Source organism: Caulobacter zeae, assembly GCF_002858925.1.
GTDB classification, from domain to species: Bacteria; Pseudomonadota; Alphaproteobacteria; order Caulobacterales; family Caulobacteraceae; genus Caulobacter; species Caulobacter zeae.
The window spans coordinates 266,076-280,421 of the sequence record NZ_PJRS01000011.1 but is presented as its reverse complement, the minus strand read 5'-3'; the positions used below and the strand labels follow the sequence as shown (position 1 = coordinate 280,421).

Genomic DNA, 14,346 nt, shown 5'->3' with positions numbered 1-14,346 from the left:
ATGCAGATGCCAGCGCGCCCGTCCGCCAAGATCAGGTGGTGGCCGTGGTCGCTCGTCACCTTGAAGCCGAGGCGCGCGTAGAACGCCTCGCTAACCCTCAGGTCCCGATGGTCAAGTCGGTCGACATCCGCCGCGAGCGCCGACAGCGCTCCGTACGCTTCGGCGTAGGCTAAGCTTTAGGCCTCGCCTAGGCGTGCCAGAGCCCGCGACAGGGACCGATTGTCCTTCGACGCCCTCCCCCACGTGAGGGCGCCGCAATCATGATCATCGCGCTGCAAAAAATCACGGCGGGCGCCGCCCAAAGGGGCGCCCGCACGTCGGAAAACGCCGTTACGACAACATGACGGCAAGGCCTGTTGCGAAAGCGACAGAGTTGAAGAAATGTTTCGTCGGCGAAATTCGACAAATATTCCGCCACACATCCAGTACCTAACAATAAAAATAACCCGGGAAGCCCGACGGAGAAAGCAAACGCGCGCGTCTATCGCCACGAGGGGATATGAATGAATAAGTGCTCACGTAATATTCTGCTTTCTGGAATTTCAACTCTTTCTATCAGCTTTGCTTGCACTGGCCTGGCTCAGGCCACGGACGCGCCGGCCGAGCCGGTTCAGCCGACCGCGACCGAACTCGAAGCCGTCATCGTTCTGGGCACGCGAAGAACCGACCGGTCGGTGGTGGATTCGCCGTCCCCGATCGATGTGTTCGGCGGCGAGGAACTCGCCCGCCAGCCGGCCGCCGACATGCTGGACGTGGTCAAGAACCTCGTCCCGTCGTTCTACGTGCCCCAGAACACCATCTCCGACGCCTCGACCTTCGTGCGCGCGCCGTCCCTGCGCGGACTCGGCGCCGACCAGGTGCTCGTGATGATCAACGGCAAGCGCTACAATCGGTCGGCGCTGGTGCAGGTGGTCACGGGCGGCGACACAGCGCTGTCACTGGGCGCGCAGGCCGTCGACCTGTCGATGATCCCATCGATCGCGGTGAAGAACCTGCAGATCCTGCGCGACGGCGCCACCGCCCAGTACGGCTCGGACGCGATCGGGGGCGTCATCAACTACGGCCTGCGCGACGCCGACAGCGGCTTCGAGGCCCAGGCGCGCTATGGCCAGACCTACGCCGGCGACGGCGACAGCTACCAGTTCGCCGTCAATGGCGGCTTCAAGCTGTTCGACGCGGGCTTCGTCAACGTGTCGGCCGAGTATTTCGACGACGGCCAGACCAGCCGCGGCGCCACCCGGCCCATCGCGGCCGTGTTCGCAGCCAACAATCCCACGCTCGCCAACCAGCTGCCCAACTATCCCGGCCCGGCGCAGATCTGGGGCTCGTCGCCGACCAATGGCTACAAGCTGTTCGTCAACTCCTCCTACGACGTCAACGACAACACCAGCATCTACCTGACGGCCAATGTCGGGCATCGCGAGGCCGACCAGAGCTTCAACTACCGCTCGCCGATCTCGGCGCCGACGCCGCTGGCGATCGACAACGGCACCGGCACGCCGGCCACGGGCTCGCCGGGGCGCAATGGGGCCTTCGCGCCGATCTACCTGACGCCTTGCCCGACCGGCAACGCCACCTGCCCGACGGGCGGCTTCGTCAAGGACGGCAACGTCTTCAACTTCACGTCCGTCTATCCGGCGGGCTTCACGCCGCGCTTCCAGGGCGAGGTCGAGCAGTTCTATGGGACGATGGGCGTCAGGGGTAAGGCCGACAGCGGCCTGACCTATGATCTGTCGGCGACCGTGGCTAAGAATTCCCTCGACCTGGCGATGACCCACTCGCTCAACGCCTCCTTCGGCCCGACCAGCCAGAAGGAGTTCAAGTTCGGCAAGCTGATCCAGCGCGAAACCAACCTGAACCTAGACCTGACCTATCCGCTGGAAGTCGGCTTCGCGAGCCCGGTCACCCTGTCGGGCGGCGCCGAGTTCCGGCACGAGGAGTACGAAGCGACCGCCGGCGACCTTCAGTCCTACGCCGCGGGTCCCTATGCGGTGGAGCCGCTGTACGTGCAGGTTTCGCCCGGCGTCTACACCCGCTCGATCGTGAACGGAAATCCCGAGACGGCTTCCCAGTCGCCCGGCGCCAGCGGCTACGGCGGCACCAGCCCAGCCTCGGCCAAGACCTCGACCCAGAGCAACTACGGCGTCTATCTCGGCGCCGAGACCGACGTCACCGAGGCTTTCACGGTCGGCGTCGCGGGACGCTACGAGGACTACGACACCTTCGGCGACACCTTCGTGGGCAAGGTCAACGGCCTCTACGAGTTCTCCGACATGTTCTCCGTGCGCGGCACCGTGGGCACCGGCTTCCACGCCCCGTCTCCGGGGCAAAGCAACACCGAGATCCTGACGACGGCGTTCGCCCCCGGCGGCGAGCAGGTCCAGACCGGCACCTATCCGGTGACCAGCGCCATCGCGCAGTATTTCGGCGCCAAGACCCTGACGCCTGAGAAGTCCACCAACTACGGCGTCGGGTTCATCTTCAACCCGATCAGCAACTTCACGCTCACTGTCGACGGCTACTTCATCAAGGTGAAGGACCGCATCAGCATCACCAGCACCTTCGACGTGGATGCGGCCGACATCGCCGCCCAGCCTGCGCTGGCTGCGGTCGGCGTCGGCGGCGCCGTGGCCTACTTCACCAACGGCTTCGACACCGAGACCAAGGGCATCGACGCGGTCGCCAGCTATCGCACCGAACTGCTGGACAATCCGCTGAGCCTGACGTTCGCCTACAGCTACAACAAGAGCGAGGTCACCAAGTTCGATCCCATCGCCATCGGCGCCGATCGGATCTACGACATCGAGAACATCACGCCCAAGCACCGGGCCAATGTCTCGGCCGGTTACGAGGTCTCCGGCTTCACGATCAACGCCCGCGGCAACTACTACAGCAGCTGGAGCACCAACCAGGACTATCCGGGCCAGAAGTTCGGCTCGAAGGTCACCGCCGACCTCGACGTCAGCTACACGGTCGCGGAGAAGTACACCCTGACCGTCGGCGCCAACAATCTGTTCGACGAGTACCCGGACAAGCTGGCCCCGACCACGGCCAACCCGATCTACGCGATCACCGGCAGCACGGCCGACGGCCAGATCTATCCGCGCTCGGGCGGTCCGTTCGGCATGAACGGCGGCTTCTGGTACGCGCGCCTGAAGGTGAAGTACTAGGCCCTCACACGGCCTTGTCGCCTCCTCGCGAGACGGCGGCGAATTGGGAAACGGCCAGGGCCTTCCTGGCCGTTTTTCCATCCAGCCCGACTACATCGCCACTGGGCGGCTAATCCGCACGAAGCCGCCTCAATCGCTCGTCATCCGCAGCCGCGACGTCGCAGCCACCGGAAAGGACGATGTCAGCGACGCACGCAAAGCCTACCGCTACGTCCCGCAACCCTCGCCGTCAGCGCCTTCCGACCCGTCACCAAGCGCTCATCCAGAAGCTTGAGCGCCAGGGGCGGTCGCCCGTCCGCGCCGCCCAAGCGCCGTAGAGGGCCGACAGCATCGGCTGCCCAGATACGCCTCAGCCTGGTTGAGATAGAACAACAAAGTAGCCCGATCATCCCAGGGCTCGAGCCGATAGCCGAACGGCCGCGGATCAGGCGTGGTCGCGCCAGTCGCTGACATTGGCGCATCTCCCGGAACTGGACCTTCCGCCCACATCTGACAGCGCGACGGTTCGCGAGGAAGAAACGCGGTGCGAACGCTTGAAAGGCCGTGCATCAGACCTATCAAACTGTGGACATCGATCCAGCGAAAACCAACCGGAAACCATCCTGCGCGACAACCCGGCCCTTGGATTAAGCCGTGAGGTTTGGTCAATGGATTTTCAGGAACACGCACACCACCACCACCACATTCGCGAAGCGCTCGCCGCGGCCCTCAACGAGCGCCGCCCCGTCGATCCCGCCGCCTTGCGATCGGATCGACATTGCCCCCTAGGTTGCTGGATCCACGGCGAGGGCGCCCGGCGTTGGGCCGGCAACCATGCCTTCCTAGGCTTGCTGGAAAGCCATCGCGCCTTCCACCAGCAGGCGGGTTTGGTTGCCGACCAGATCAATCGCGGGCAGTGGACCGAGGCTCGAAGATCGCTTCGGCAGGGATCGCCCTTCGTTCTGGCGGTTGCGGACTTCGCCGCCGCCTTAAGGCGAATGCGGGCGACGGCAGGATCGGTTGCGGCCTAGCTAAGCCCGCCGCGCCAAGGCCGCCCCGGTTTGCGCCCCGTGAGATGGAAACAAGAAGCGGCCGGCGCGCGCGCCATCACGCAGTCGGATCTCCAAGACCACAGGCTCCCCGGCGTCCGCCAGGCGATGGGCCAAGTCACGCGCGGCCTGCTCGGCGCGGGCGCCGGTGGCAAACTTGAGGGGACCGCCGCTCAAGTCGCCGCGAACGATCCAGCCGTCGCTCGACGGCTCGACAAAGATGAAACAAGGCATGGTCATAGCGCAAAACAGTGAGCGGAGCGAAGTAGCGGCCGGCCCTCCGCTGGCCGGCCGCCCGCCCCAACTCAAGAGAACATGTCGCGGTCCAGGCGGCGCAGCGCGGACAGGACCTCGCTGAGCGGCACAGGCGCGGGCGTTCCCAAGAGCCATCTCTGACTGGGCCGGTGCTCGACCGCGCTGGCCTCCGACGCCCAGGCCGCCAGGATTTCGCGCTTTTCGGCGAGATCGAGATCTTGATCCTTCAGCACCTCCAAGGGGTGGAGGAAGCCGACCGCCGGCCGAACGGGCCATGGCCGAGCCCGGTCGTTTGCATGGGTGTGCGTGCGCATGGCCAGCTCCTTACGCGGCCTTGCGCGCCTTAGGCGGCTTGAGCTCCAGCGCCTGTTGGCGCGCGCCGACCCCGATCGCGATCTGCTTGGGTTTCAAGGCCTCGGGCACCTCGCGGACCAGATCGATCGACAAGACGCCATGGGCATGGACGGCGTCCTTGACCATGACATAGTCGGCCAGCTCGAACCGGCGCTCGAACGCGCGGTGGGCCAGGCCCTGGTGAAGGAAGGTTCGCGCGCCCAGGTCTTCGTTCGCCGCCCTTCGGCCCTTGATCACCAGGAGATTGGGCTGGGCCACCACCTCGAGATCCTTCGGCGCGAAGCCCGCGACCGCCAGCGAAATGCGGTAGGCGGTCTCGCCGGTTTTCTCGATGTCGAACGGAGGATAGCTGGCGCTCACCTCGGTGCGGAGCGCGGTCTCGACGAGATCGACCATGCGATCCACACCGATCATGGAGCTGTAGAGAGGGCTGAAATCAAAAACAGTGCTCATTTCCATCTCCTCGAAAGTAAGTTGGACATGAGGGGCGCCGAGCCACGCGCTCCGCGCCCCAGGGCCAAGCCCTGTCGGCGCCCGGCAAGCAGGCGATGAATTAGGACGCGGCCGAAAAGCGTCAAGACGCTCGCATCAGAAATTTTTCGATCCGTGAACCGAAGCGTTGCACGGCCTGAACCCAAGGCTTAACCTCGCAGCTGTGCATCACTGTTGGAGGTTAGGTCAACGATCATCCTGAGCGGTGATCTCGGCGACCAAACACGACCCGCGTGAGACCTTGCGCCTGGTCGTCTCAGTCCCCAAACGCGAAAGCCTGGGGAGGCCGCGCGCTCAGCACGGCTTCCCATCTTGAAATGGTCGCCGGAGAAATGCGCCTAGTGGCGGCCTTCGGCGAATTCCTCGACCATCTTGGCGCAAAAGGCCGGTAGGTCGTCGGGCTTGCGCGAGGTGACCAGGCCGTTGTCGACCACCACGTCCTGGTCGACCCAGTTTGCGCCGGCGTTCTTCAGGTCGGCTTCCAGCGACGGCCACGAGGTCATCTCCTTCCCCTTGACGGCGCCGGCGTTGATCAGGGTCCAGGGCCCGTGGCAGATCGCGGCGATCGGCTTCTTCGTCGTCACGAAATGCTTGATGAAGTCGATGGCCTTGGGCTCCAGCCGCAGGGCGTCGGGGTTCATCACCCCGCCCGGCAGGACGATGGAGTCGTAGTCTTCAGGCTTGGCGGCCGAGAGTTCGCGATCGACAAGCACCGTGCGGCCCTTGTCATGGTGTTCCCAGCCTTGGATCTGCCCGCCCTTGGGCGAGACGACCTCGACCTGCGCGCCGGCGGCCTTCAGGGCCTCGACCGGCTTTTCAAGCTCCGACTGCTCGAAGCCGTCGGTGGCGAGCACGGCGACCTTTAGGCCAGCCAGGGTTTGATCGGGCATGGGAGGACTCCTCGGTAAGCGGCAGGGATAAAGTCTTGGCGGAAACCCGGTCTGGCGAGCGGCGGTTCCAATCAGCGCCGACAGCGGAAAAGCCAGAAGCCGTTTCCGAGATTTCGGCGCCGTTCGAGGTGCTAAACGCCCTCAGTTATGGGCGTGATGCTCGGCGTTGCGCTTGCGCGTCGCGGCCGCCTTCTTGGCCGAGGCCGAGCGGTCGGCGGCGCTGCGATGGGCCGACGCTTTGCCCCCCGCCTTGCCGCCCTTATGCGCCGCCGGATGACCCGTGGACTTTCCGCGTCCGGAGCCGCCCTGCTTCTTGCCGCCGCCGTCGTCCTTGTTGACCGTGGCCCAGGCCCGTCGCTCGACTTCCTTCTCTGAAACGCCCTTAGCCTCATACCCACCACACACCATGCGGCCGAAGACGGTGAGCGCTTCGCCAAAGCGGCGCTCAAGCGTCGGGGCGGGATCGACATCCTCGCCCACGCATGGGCAAGGCATGTAAGCACCCGGCCTTAACGGCAAGGCCGAACGCTTCATCCAGACCCGTCCGCGCAAATTGCGCCTAGAAGCGCACGTCACGCTCGTCCTTAAGGTTGGGCTTGGATACGCCACTGGGCGTTGGCGTTCTTAGGGTTGCCCGTGCGCGTCAGATAAGGTTCGTCGCCCGACAGCCAGATGTACTGGTTCCAGTAGGTGTTGCGGATCGACGTGCCCTGGCCGGCGCTCTGCAGGTCGTAGATGGCTGGCTGGGTCCCGTTGCCGGGGGCGAACAGCTTCACCGCCCCGGTCAAGGCCCGGTAGTCGAGGAACAGCATCGGGTCCTGGGCGGATCGGAACATCGTGTTGGTGTTGGGCCCGATCCGGGCGAAGTCAAGCGGCGTTCCGTCGCGATTGTAGATCAGCGAGTCGGGGACCACCCCGTCCGGGGCGATCATGTACTTGCCGTTGGCCACGCTCTGGATCCGCACGACCGTGCTGGTGCTGGCCGGTTGGGTCGGGATCTGCCAGCCGGCGGGCGTCGGGCTCATGGGCGCGATCGGCCCGTTGCGCCAGCGCCAGTTGTACCAGATCCGGGTCTGCGGATCGAACTGGTCCTCATAGCCGGGATTGGGCAGGGCGTTGTAGAGGCACTGGCGCTGGGTGTCCTGCAACTGGCGGACCGCCGCGGCCTGGTCGGTGGTTCCGAAGTCCAGTTTGCTCATGCACTGGGCCTGGGTCATTCCCTTGCCGGTCTGTCCGGCGGCCAGCACATAGGTGTCGCCACGGTTGGCGGCGTTGGCGTACCAGCCGCGCATCTCGGTCTCGTCGTAGCTCAGCCAGTTCTTGACCAGGGTGTTGGCCTCGGCCCGGGCGGCGGCGGCGCGCTGGGCCGGCGGCAGGCCCATGGTGCGGATGAAGGCGGCCCAAAGGTCCTTGCTGGCTTCGGTCGCGACAAGGGCCGTCGGCTTCATGTTGCTGGCCTTATAGGCGTCCCAGCTGGGGTTCAGCCGCCCGTCAACCGTGGCCTTCCAGATCACGTCGCCGCTGGAATAGTCGACGGCCACGGCCCAGTTCGAGTGGCTGTGCTGCTCGGAGCCAAGCGCGCACAGGTAGCTCTTGACCTCACGCACCTTGATATAGTTGTCGCTGGCGATCCGCACCGTGTGCTCGGAGCTGAACGAGTCCTGGAAGAGGTGCACGGCCCGGCCGAACAGGAAGTAGTTACGGTCGACCGTCACCAGCGACGAGGTCACCCCGCCGTCATAGACCGCGATGTTCGACTTGGGCGCCGTGGCGGCGGCGACGAAGTAGTCGACGAAGCGCTGTTGCGAGGTTTTGGCCGCGCGTACGCCGCCGTCCGGGCCGTTGTCGTCGTAGCGGCGCATGAAGTGATCGTACTGCACCTCGGCCGGCTCCTGGGCCACGGCGTCCCAGCACTTCTTCGATTCGGCGACGCTGTAGCCGGCCAGGTCGACCCAGCGTTCGCCGATGATGGCGTCGTAGACGGCCTTGTAGCGCGAGGCATAGCGGGTGTCGTTCCATCGCTGGCTGCGGATGCGCTGGGCCTCGGCCTGGCCAGGACCGTTCAGGACGGTGTTCCAGGCCTTGCCGCCGCCCACGGTCCAGCCGCGCCGCGGGTCGTTGGGGTCGGGCAGGTCGGGCGCGCTGGCCGGCGAATAGCCAAGCAGCTCGATGGCCGACATGCGGGTCAGCCACTCGTGTCCCATCGGCACGGCGTTGACGGGCCCCAGGCTGACGCTCTGGGTGAAGGCCCCGCCCGGCACGGCCGCTCCCACGCCAAGGGTGAAGGCTACGGCGGCGCCCAGCTTGCCGAGGATCGATGCGCGCATGATGTGTCCCCATTCGCGATCGCCCACACGACCGCTTGCCTGAGCCGGAAAACACAACACCACGCACTCTTGAGATGTATTTATTTTCACACCCTTATTGCGAGCATTTCTAGGGCGGGACTAGGCCGATCTTTGAGCTGAGGAGCGCTGCGCTCGCGCGACACGGCGCGGACTTGCGGCGGATCACGATCGCATGCACGTTCGAACCCTCGGGCGAGATCGCGCCAGTAATACACGTGGCCTCGGCTTCGACGGCCCAGCGGCCTACGTATTCGCTTGAAGGCTGAGCGCGGCTAATTTGTCTAGCGCGCTTGGCAGGGCGACAGCAGACCAAGCCAATGACATCAGTCCACCCTTCTCTGCCGAGCCGGAGGTCTGTATCGCTGGCCGGGTCGCGCCAGTTGCTGCCATTGGCCTCCTTCCAGCAAGCGGACATTCAGCCCGCCATGCACAAGGGCGAGAGATCCTTTGCGGAAGTCGGCGCCGTTCGCTTTTGGCGCTCGCCGACGTATTGCTGGATGACCAACGGCCTGTACGGCTGGTCTATTAGTGTTCCTTCAAAATCGCCGGATGCGCCGCTGCGGCAAGAGCGTAGGGCGACGGCGCTTGGCGCGCGTCGTTCTGGGTTGCGAACGACGCAGCCAGCAGCGCCAGGCCAATGACGGCGGGCGCCGCCCCCTTGAAGCTACGCACGCCCAGATGGGCCATTCCCGACAGGATCAGGTGATAGAACATACCGGCATAAGCCAGATCGCTGAGCGGCACGCTGACGCGCGTCAGGATAGCCGCAGGTCCGAGGATCTTCACGACGATCATCAGCGGGATCAGATGGGGGGCCTGATAACCCAGATCGGCCTGCGCCTTTTGGACGAAGTCCTTCTTGGTCAGGTAGAGAAATGCGGATGAGAGATACAGCGCCGACAGGAGCGCGGTGCTGATCCAGTACGTATAGGTGGCGGCCATGAGGTGTTTCCCGTCGCCAATGTCTTGGCGAGATTGTTCGACAAAGCGTGAGCCTGGCAGTCCGGCAGATTGCGACATCGTTCAGGAGCCTGTATCGAACCTGTCCACTATGATGATCTGTTGCAAGTAGGATGAATTTGCGACAGCAAGTATGGAAGTTCTGACTAATGTCCGAGATTGTCGCCACCATGCAGGAGGAGATGCGCCGCGCCTTCGCGATGCTGTCGGGCAAGTGGAAGCTCGAGATCATGTGGCTGCTCAACCAGCGCATCCATCGCTTCGGCGAACTGCGCAAAGCCATACCGGGGATCACCCAGCACATGCTCACCGCCCAACTGCGGGAGTTGGAAGCCGACGGCCTGGTCTCACGGACGGTCTTCGCGGAGGTGCCGCCCCGCGTCGAATACGAGATGACGGCCAAGGCACGCGCCCTGGGCGCAACGATGGAAGCCCTGACGGCATGGTGGCTGGAGTACGGCTCAAGCCTTCCCAGGAAGTCGGCCGGCCCAGGTCGCAAGAGATCGACCTGACCGGAAGGCGCGTCCGAAAGCGGGATCAGAGAGCGAAAAGAATAAGTCCGCCGCCGGCGAGCACGCCGTAGGTCGCCAGGATGCCCAGCCCGCGGAGGACTGGGGTGTCCCTGTACATGCCTACGGCGTGCAGCAGCCGACCGACCGCAAGCGCTGTCCCCAGCGAGAGGATGGCGACGGCAGGTAGGCCCCGCAGTTCGATCAGGGCCAGTACGATGAACCCGAGCGGCACATATTCGATGAAGTTCGCCTGGGCCCGGACACGGCGACGCAAGCTTACGTCATCGCCTTCGCCAAGCAGGATCGTCGTCTTCACGCGACGCAGGGTCACCATGAGCGAAAGGCCGACCAGGGCCAGCGCGAAGCCCCCTGCGAACAGGGATGTAATGGGCAGATCGGCCATAAGGCCTCCCGAATGTCAGAGGATGGGATGAGCGTAGCCCGACCTGTCGCCGGGCGGATTGCCCGTCAGCGCGCGCCGTCGATCATCGCCCCGCCGTCCGGGGACAGGCTGTAGCCGGTGATGAAGCGGGATTCGGCGCTGGCGAGGAACAGGACGACCGGCGCGATATCGTCCTCGGGAGACCCCATCCGTTCCAGCGGGGACTGAATCCTCGGAACACCCGTTTCGGGGATCTCTTCGAGCGTGTTTGCGATCGGCAGGATGTTGTTGACGGTGATCGCATCTTTTCCCCACTCCCGGGCGGCGACGCGGGTTAGGGCCCGGACAGCTTCCTTGGCCATGGCATAGGGCGCGTAGCCCGCCATGCCGGTGACCCCGGCAATGGACGCCAGATTGATCACCCGGCCCCCGCCGCTCGCTTTCAGGTGGGGATGACAGGCCTGCATCAGGCGCAGATAGGCGATCGGACCGACCTCGAAATTGCGCTGGAGTTGCTCGATGGCGAGGTCCGTCACCGGGGCCATCACGACGGAGGGATCGAACGCATTGTTCACCAGAATATCGATCCGGCCAAAGGCGCTGGCGACCTGGTCGATGGCGGCGGCAATCTGAGCAGCATCGGAGATGTCGCAGACGACCCCGATCGCTTCTCCGCCCTTGGCCCTGATGCCGGCGACGACCTCCTCGACGTTCCGCGGCGTGCGCGACACCACGGCGACCTTGGCGCCTTCGGCCGCGAACCGTTGCGCCACGGCGCGGCCTATGCCCCGACCCGCTCCGGTCACAATGGCGACCTTTCCGTTCAGTCGTGTCATCGAACTCTCCTCTCGAACATCTGTGTTCGTTTTTGCCGTCCGCGTTTGGGCACGCAGACCGGCTCGCTCGGAGAGATCGAAATGTAGGCTTGGATCGAAATTGAAAAGAAGGATGAAATCTTCACCCTAAGGATGTAATTGTATACTAATGGACTTCTCAGGCTTGGAATTCGGTCGGCGCGGCTGACGCCGACGTGAAGGACATATTTGCGTGAGGGTCACTGAGTCCGCTCCCCCCTATCTCGGCAGAGAGCGATGGCAGCTTTCGCGGCGATGCTGCGCCAATTGCGGACTCGACGATCTCTCCAGGAAGGCGACGCTCAGTGAGCTTGTCTTCCGGTGAGATGAACCACCCGGCAAATTGAGAGGTAATCCGTCATCGGCTCGATAGAAAGAACGTATTCCCGTCGGGATCCTGGAAATAGACATGAGGGAAAGGCTTTAACTCTGGCGGCGCCAAAAAGGTCACGCCCTTTTCCAACAATCGTTCGTATTCGTACTGCACGCTGTCACAGCCAAATGAGCCGTTGAAAAAGGTGCCAACTCTGTCTTCGTGGCCTTCCGGCGTGAAGAGCAAGATGCCGGTTTGGGCGCCTGGGATGGAGAGTTCAATCCAGCGCCTGTCGCCGATCGGGCGATCCGTCGTGATGATAAATCCCATGACGCCTGTCCAAAAGGCTAGGGCCCGCTCCTGATCTCTGGTTGGAATTCCAACATAGTTGAGCTTCTTGATCACCAGACAGTTTCCGCGCCACAGGCCGTCAACTTGCGACCAGACACCCGCGTGGTATCGGCTAGTCCGATGAGCAACAAGCAGTACACGGTGGACGCCTATGTCCTCGACACTCTCATGCGCGACCTGGTGGGTCACGATCACCGGGCCTCGGCGTTTCTGGTCTATCTAGCCTTAGCGGCCCTGAGCGATACCCGCCCTCGCCTCAGTCACGCCCAGTTGGCGGAGCGGACCGGCCTGTCAAAGCGCAGCGTTCAGGCAGCGGTGGTCCATCTTGCCGAGCGAGACCTGATACGCCCCACCCGGTCCGGCGCCACCGACGCGACCCGCTACGAGGTTCTGGCCCCCTGGCGGCGTGGGGCCGAACCCGCGCCAGGTCCGTAGGACTCATTTAGGCTGCCACAACTCAACCAGCGTGCCGTCGGGGTCTTGCACCCAGGCAAACCGTCCGAAGGCATTGTCGTCGTCGCGCTTTAAAATGGCGACGTGTGACGCCCGCAACCGAGCGATGATCGCATCCATGTCATCCACGGCGAAGTTGACCATGAACTCGCGCGTTGATGGCGCCATATGGTCCGAGGTCTCTGGGAAAGCCATCCAGGAGATCTTAGGTGGGTGGCCCGGCGCATTGTAAGGCAGCGCCGCGCCGCCCCAGTCGGCGACATCCAAACCAAGGACATCGCGATACCAGTTTGCCAGGGCTTTGGAATCCTTGCTTTTGACGAACACGCCGCCAATGCCGGTAACACGACCGATCGGCTCAGCCATGGCCGCCCCCTGCCAGGTAAGCGCGAAGGTGATCGCGTAGACTGGTTTCAAGAACGCCTGCATTCATGGTGCTCCCCGCAGGTCCCAAGCAGGTCCAACCCTGCGTCAACGTTATAGATCGGGTGGCGCCTAACGCGCACCGGAAGCAACAATTGCTATAGCAGCGATTGTAGATCGCGTTTGCACGAGCCTGGGCGGGGTCGCTGCTGATGAAGTCGCGGATCGGCTGGCTGGCGCCATGAACGGACGTTGGCGCACCTGCAGAAACTCGACCTTCAGCCGCGCGCTCGATCAGGGGCGTTAGGCGGGTGGGTAGGTTAGAGCCCGCTGAACGGTGGCGCTGTCCACGTACTGCTCCATGCGAACGATCTTGCCGTCCTTGAACGTGTAGAGGTGAGCGAAGGTCGCGGTCATGGCCTTGCCAGTGGCGCGATATGTCCCCGAATAGACCCCGAAGGCGGCGACTTTGTCGCCGTCTTCCGGGCGGGTCACACGGTGCTTGGCCATGCCCGGATTGAGCCTCAAGCCGGGGCGCGGAGAAATCGGGCGCCGCCGCCGGGGCCGCGCCGGAGCGGCGCGAAGGCCAAATGAATCGAGGGCGTGCCGATCATCCGTCCAGGCGTGCCGGAGTCCGGCACGATCGGTGAGGCCAGCCGGCGCATCGTGGGCCGCCCCGAAGGCGCGGCGAAAACCATCCACAGACTTGTGGCGGCGGCTCGCCCGCCCTCAGCGGCTCGAGCGCCAGATCGCCGCCGTCCGTCGGGCCAACCCTTGCGGCGGGCGCAGGCCAAAGGCGGCGCGGTAGCCGCCTGACGCCAGGCGCTCGGCCGACCGCACCAGTCGCTGGACCCGCATGCGCATGTAGTCGGACGGGACCGTTCCAGTCCTCGGCCACGCGGTCCTCGCCGAAGATCACGCCGGCGATCTGCCTCTGGCTGGCCCCCGCGCGTCGAGCGTCCAGGGCCCGCAGGGCGCGCAGCCAGCGCCCGGTCCTCGCCACTCCGTCCTCGACCGGCGCCGGCAGGCGGCCGGTGTCGCGCAGGGCCAGGAGCCCGCGCACGGCCGCCAGGCTCGCCGCGCCGACCCGCCGGCGAGGGCAGCATGAAACCCAGGCGCACCGGGCCTTCGAGCACGTCGCCGCGGGTCACCGCGAACCGCAGCCGCCGCGGTCCGTCGGCGACCAGGACGTGCTGGTCGCCGACCTGGCTGGTCACCACCAGGGTCGGCAGGCCCAGGGCGGCGACCTCGATGGCGTCGGCCCGCCCGCCGCGCGCGGGCTCGGCCTGAAAGACGGGAATGCTCGGATCGGCCCCGAAGCGCCAAAGCGCCAACGGCCCCTCGACGCCGGCCGCGCCCGCCGCCGCGAAACAGAGGTCTTCGGTGTCCCTCGCCGCCCCGGGCTCGGCGACCTGTCCCCGGCGGGCGAACTCCCAGGCCCAGGACGAGGCGTCGGCGCACAGGAGCGGCCGATAGGTCTCGGCCGCGCGCCAGTCCCTGCCTTGCTCGTCCTCGTCCGCCATGGCGACCCGTCAAGCAGGCCCCCCATGGCGAGTGTCGGCGCCGCGGCCGAGCCTGTCGAGCCGACGGACCGGCTTGCATCCCACCGGCCCAGGGGCTT

General features: G+C 65.0%; 16 protein-coding genes and 1 pseudogene. 4 read left to right on the top strand and 13 right to left on the bottom strand.

The window, feature by feature from the left end:
- The first annotated feature begins 677 nt into the window (after positions 1 to 677).
- Positions 678 to 3,170 (top strand): TonB-dependent receptor plug domain-containing protein, encoded by a 2,493-nt coding sequence (locus tag SGCZBJ_RS06075; RefSeq protein ID WP_205685322.1) that lies wholly within the window; start codon positions 678 to 680, stop codon positions 3,168 to 3,170.
- Positions 3,171 to 3,817: 647 nt separating this feature from the next.
- The gene (locus SGCZBJ_RS06070) at positions 3,818 to 4,180 is read left to right on the top strand and encodes a CZB domain-containing protein (RefSeq protein WP_101717112.1); all 363 of its coding nucleotides are present in this window, start codon (positions 3,818 to 3,820) and stop codon (positions 4,178 to 4,180) included.
- Between the two features lie 323 nt (positions 4,181 to 4,503).
- Here the strand turns inward: SGCZBJ_RS06070 and SGCZBJ_RS06060 are convergent, their stop codons facing one another.
- The 6 genes from SGCZBJ_RS06060 to SGCZBJ_RS06035 all read right to left on the bottom strand — a co-directional run bounded on the left by SGCZBJ_RS06060 (position 4,504) and on the right by SGCZBJ_RS06035 (position 9,479).
- The gene (locus SGCZBJ_RS06060) at positions 4,504 to 4,767 is read right to left on the bottom strand and encodes a hypothetical protein (RefSeq protein ID WP_101717111.1); all 264 of its coding nucleotides are present in this window, start codon (positions 4,765 to 4,767) and stop codon (positions 4,504 to 4,506) included.
- A gap of 10 nt (positions 4,768 to 4,777) precedes the next feature.
- Positions 4,778 to 5,266, bottom strand: coding sequence for an Hsp20 family protein (locus tag SGCZBJ_RS06055; RefSeq protein ID WP_165799252.1), 489 nt, complete (start codon positions 5,264 to 5,266; stop codon positions 4,778 to 4,780).
- Positions 5,267 to 5,637: 371 nt separating this feature from the next.
- A complete protein-coding gene (locus tag SGCZBJ_RS06050) occupies positions 5,638 to 6,189 on the bottom strand; it encodes a type 1 glutamine amidotransferase domain-containing protein (RefSeq protein WP_101717109.1) in 552 nt (183 codons plus the stop codon).
- A 141-nt stretch (positions 6,190 to 6,330) separates the two neighbouring features.
- The gene (locus SGCZBJ_RS26020; RefSeq protein WP_240621422.1) at positions 6,331 to 6,723 is read right to left on the bottom strand and encodes a hypothetical protein; all 393 of its coding nucleotides are present in this window, start codon (positions 6,721 to 6,723) and stop codon (positions 6,331 to 6,333) included.
- 50 nt (positions 6,724 to 6,773) lie between these two features.
- A complete protein-coding gene (locus tag SGCZBJ_RS06040; RefSeq protein ID WP_205685321.1) occupies positions 6,774 to 8,516 on the bottom strand; it encodes a hypothetical protein in 1,743 nt (580 codons plus the stop codon).
- A gap of 546 nt (positions 8,517 to 9,062) precedes the next feature.
- Positions 9,063 to 9,479 (bottom strand): DoxX family protein, encoded by a 417-nt coding sequence (locus tag SGCZBJ_RS06035; RefSeq protein ID WP_101717108.1) that lies wholly within the window; start codon positions 9,477 to 9,479, stop codon positions 9,063 to 9,065.
- A gap of 167 nt (positions 9,480 to 9,646) precedes the next feature.
- On the opposite strand from SGCZBJ_RS06035, the gene SGCZBJ_RS06030 reads away from it, so the two are divergent.
- Entirely contained in the window at positions 9,647 to 10,009 is a 363-nt protein-coding gene (locus SGCZBJ_RS06030) for a winged helix-turn-helix transcriptional regulator (RefSeq protein ID WP_101717107.1), read from the top strand.
- A gap of 25 nt (positions 10,010 to 10,034) precedes the next feature.
- Here SGCZBJ_RS06030 and SGCZBJ_RS06025 read toward each other — a convergent pair whose 3' ends face one another.
- The 3 genes from SGCZBJ_RS06025 to SGCZBJ_RS06015 form a co-directional block, all read right to left on the bottom strand.
- Positions 10,035 to 10,412 carry an MAPEG family protein gene (locus tag SGCZBJ_RS06025; protein WP_101717106.1) on the bottom strand — a complete coding sequence of 126 codons (378 nt, stop codon included), beginning with the start codon at positions 10,410 to 10,412 and terminating at the stop codon, positions 10,035 to 10,037.
- A 65-nt stretch (positions 10,413 to 10,477) separates the two neighbouring features.
- The gene (locus SGCZBJ_RS06020) at positions 10,478 to 11,284 is read right to left on the bottom strand and encodes an SDR family NAD(P)-dependent oxidoreductase (protein ID WP_338065443.1); all 807 of its coding nucleotides are present in this window, start codon (positions 11,282 to 11,284) and stop codon (positions 10,478 to 10,480) included.
- Between the two features lie 319 nt (positions 11,285 to 11,603).
- Positions 11,604 to 11,963 (bottom strand): VOC family protein, encoded by a 360-nt coding sequence (locus SGCZBJ_RS06015; RefSeq protein ID WP_101717104.1) that lies wholly within the window; start codon positions 11,961 to 11,963, stop codon positions 11,604 to 11,606.
- Positions 11,964 to 12,029: 66 nt separating this feature from the next.
- Between SGCZBJ_RS06015 and SGCZBJ_RS06010 the strand changes: the two genes are divergently transcribed.
- Complete coding sequence (locus SGCZBJ_RS06010) at positions 12,030 to 12,344, top strand: MarR family transcriptional regulator (RefSeq protein ID WP_101717103.1); 315 nt, start codon at positions 12,030 to 12,032, stop codon at positions 12,342 to 12,344.
- A gap of 3 nt (positions 12,345 to 12,347) precedes the next feature.
- Here the strand turns inward: SGCZBJ_RS06010 and SGCZBJ_RS06005 are convergent, their stop codons facing one another.
- The 4 genes and pseudogenes from SGCZBJ_RS06005 to SGCZBJ_RS26470 all read right to left on the bottom strand — a co-directional run.
- The gene (locus tag SGCZBJ_RS06005) at positions 12,348 to 12,791 is read right to left on the bottom strand and encodes a VOC family protein (RefSeq protein WP_205685320.1); all 444 of its coding nucleotides are present in this window, start codon (positions 12,789 to 12,791) and stop codon (positions 12,348 to 12,350) included.
- Between the two features lie 237 nt (positions 12,792 to 13,028).
- Positions 13,029 to 13,235 carry a nuclear transport factor 2 family protein gene (locus SGCZBJ_RS06000; protein WP_101717102.1) on the bottom strand — a complete coding sequence of 69 codons (207 nt, stop codon included), beginning with the start codon at positions 13,233 to 13,235 and terminating at the stop codon, positions 13,029 to 13,031.
- 219 nt (positions 13,236 to 13,454) lie between these two features.
- Complete coding sequence (locus SGCZBJ_RS26340; protein WP_276308933.1) at positions 13,455 to 13,583, bottom strand: hypothetical protein; 129 nt, start codon at positions 13,581 to 13,583, stop codon at positions 13,455 to 13,457.
- A gap of 82 nt (positions 13,584 to 13,665) precedes the next feature.
- Positions 13,666 to 13,788 (bottom strand): annotated as a pseudogene (locus tag SGCZBJ_RS26470) (DUF2285 domain-containing protein); the annotation flags it as partial.
- Positions 13,789 to 14,346: the final 558 nt, after the last annotated feature.

Bases quoted from the DNA above. Each gene is read 5' to 3' on its own strand.
- SGCZBJ_RS06070 (WP_101717112.1), top strand. From the start codon at position 3,818: ATGGATTTTCAGGAACACGCACACCACCACCACCACATTCGCGAAGCG.
- SGCZBJ_RS06060 (WP_101717111.1), bottom strand. From the start codon at position 4,767: ATGCGCACGCACACCCATGCAAACGACCGGGCTCGGCCATGGCCCGTT.
- SGCZBJ_RS06055 (WP_165799252.1), bottom strand. From the start codon at position 5,266: ATGGAAATGAGCACTGTTTTTGATTTCAGCCCTCTCTACAGCTCCATG.
- SGCZBJ_RS06050 (WP_101717109.1), bottom strand. From the start codon at position 6,189: ATGCCCGATCAAACCCTGGCTGGCCTAAAGGTCGCCGTGCTCGCCACC.
- SGCZBJ_RS26020 (WP_240621422.1), bottom strand. From the start codon at position 6,723: ATGAAGCGTTCGGCCTTGCCGTTAAGGCCGGGTGCTTACATGCCTTGC.
- SGCZBJ_RS06040 (WP_205685321.1), bottom strand. From the start codon at position 8,516: ATGCGCGCATCGATCCTCGGCAAGCTGGGCGCCGCCGTAGCCTTCACC.
- SGCZBJ_RS06035 (WP_101717108.1), bottom strand. From the start codon at position 9,479: ATGGCCGCCACCTATACGTACTGGATCAGCACCGCGCTCCTGTCGGCG.
- SGCZBJ_RS06030 (WP_101717107.1), top strand. From the start codon at position 9,647: ATGTCCGAGATTGTCGCCACCATGCAGGAGGAGATGCGCCGCGCCTTC.
- SGCZBJ_RS06025 (WP_101717106.1), bottom strand. From the start codon at position 10,412: ATGGCCGATCTGCCCATTACATCCCTGTTCGCAGGGGGCTTCGCGCTG.
- SGCZBJ_RS06010 (WP_101717103.1), top strand. From the start codon at position 12,030: ATGAGCAACAAGCAGTACACGGTGGACGCCTATGTCCTCGACACTCTC.
- SGCZBJ_RS06005 (WP_205685320.1), bottom strand. From the start codon at position 12,791: ATGCAGGCGTTCTTGAAACCAGTCTACGCGATCACCTTCGCGCTTACC.
- SGCZBJ_RS06000 (WP_101717102.1), bottom strand. From the start codon at position 13,235: ATGGCCAAGCACCGTGTGACCCGCCCGGAAGACGGCGACAAAGTCGCC.
- SGCZBJ_RS26340 (WP_276308933.1), bottom strand. From the start codon at position 13,583: ATGCGGGTCCAGCGACTGGTGCGGTCGGCCGAGCGCCTGGCGTCAGGC.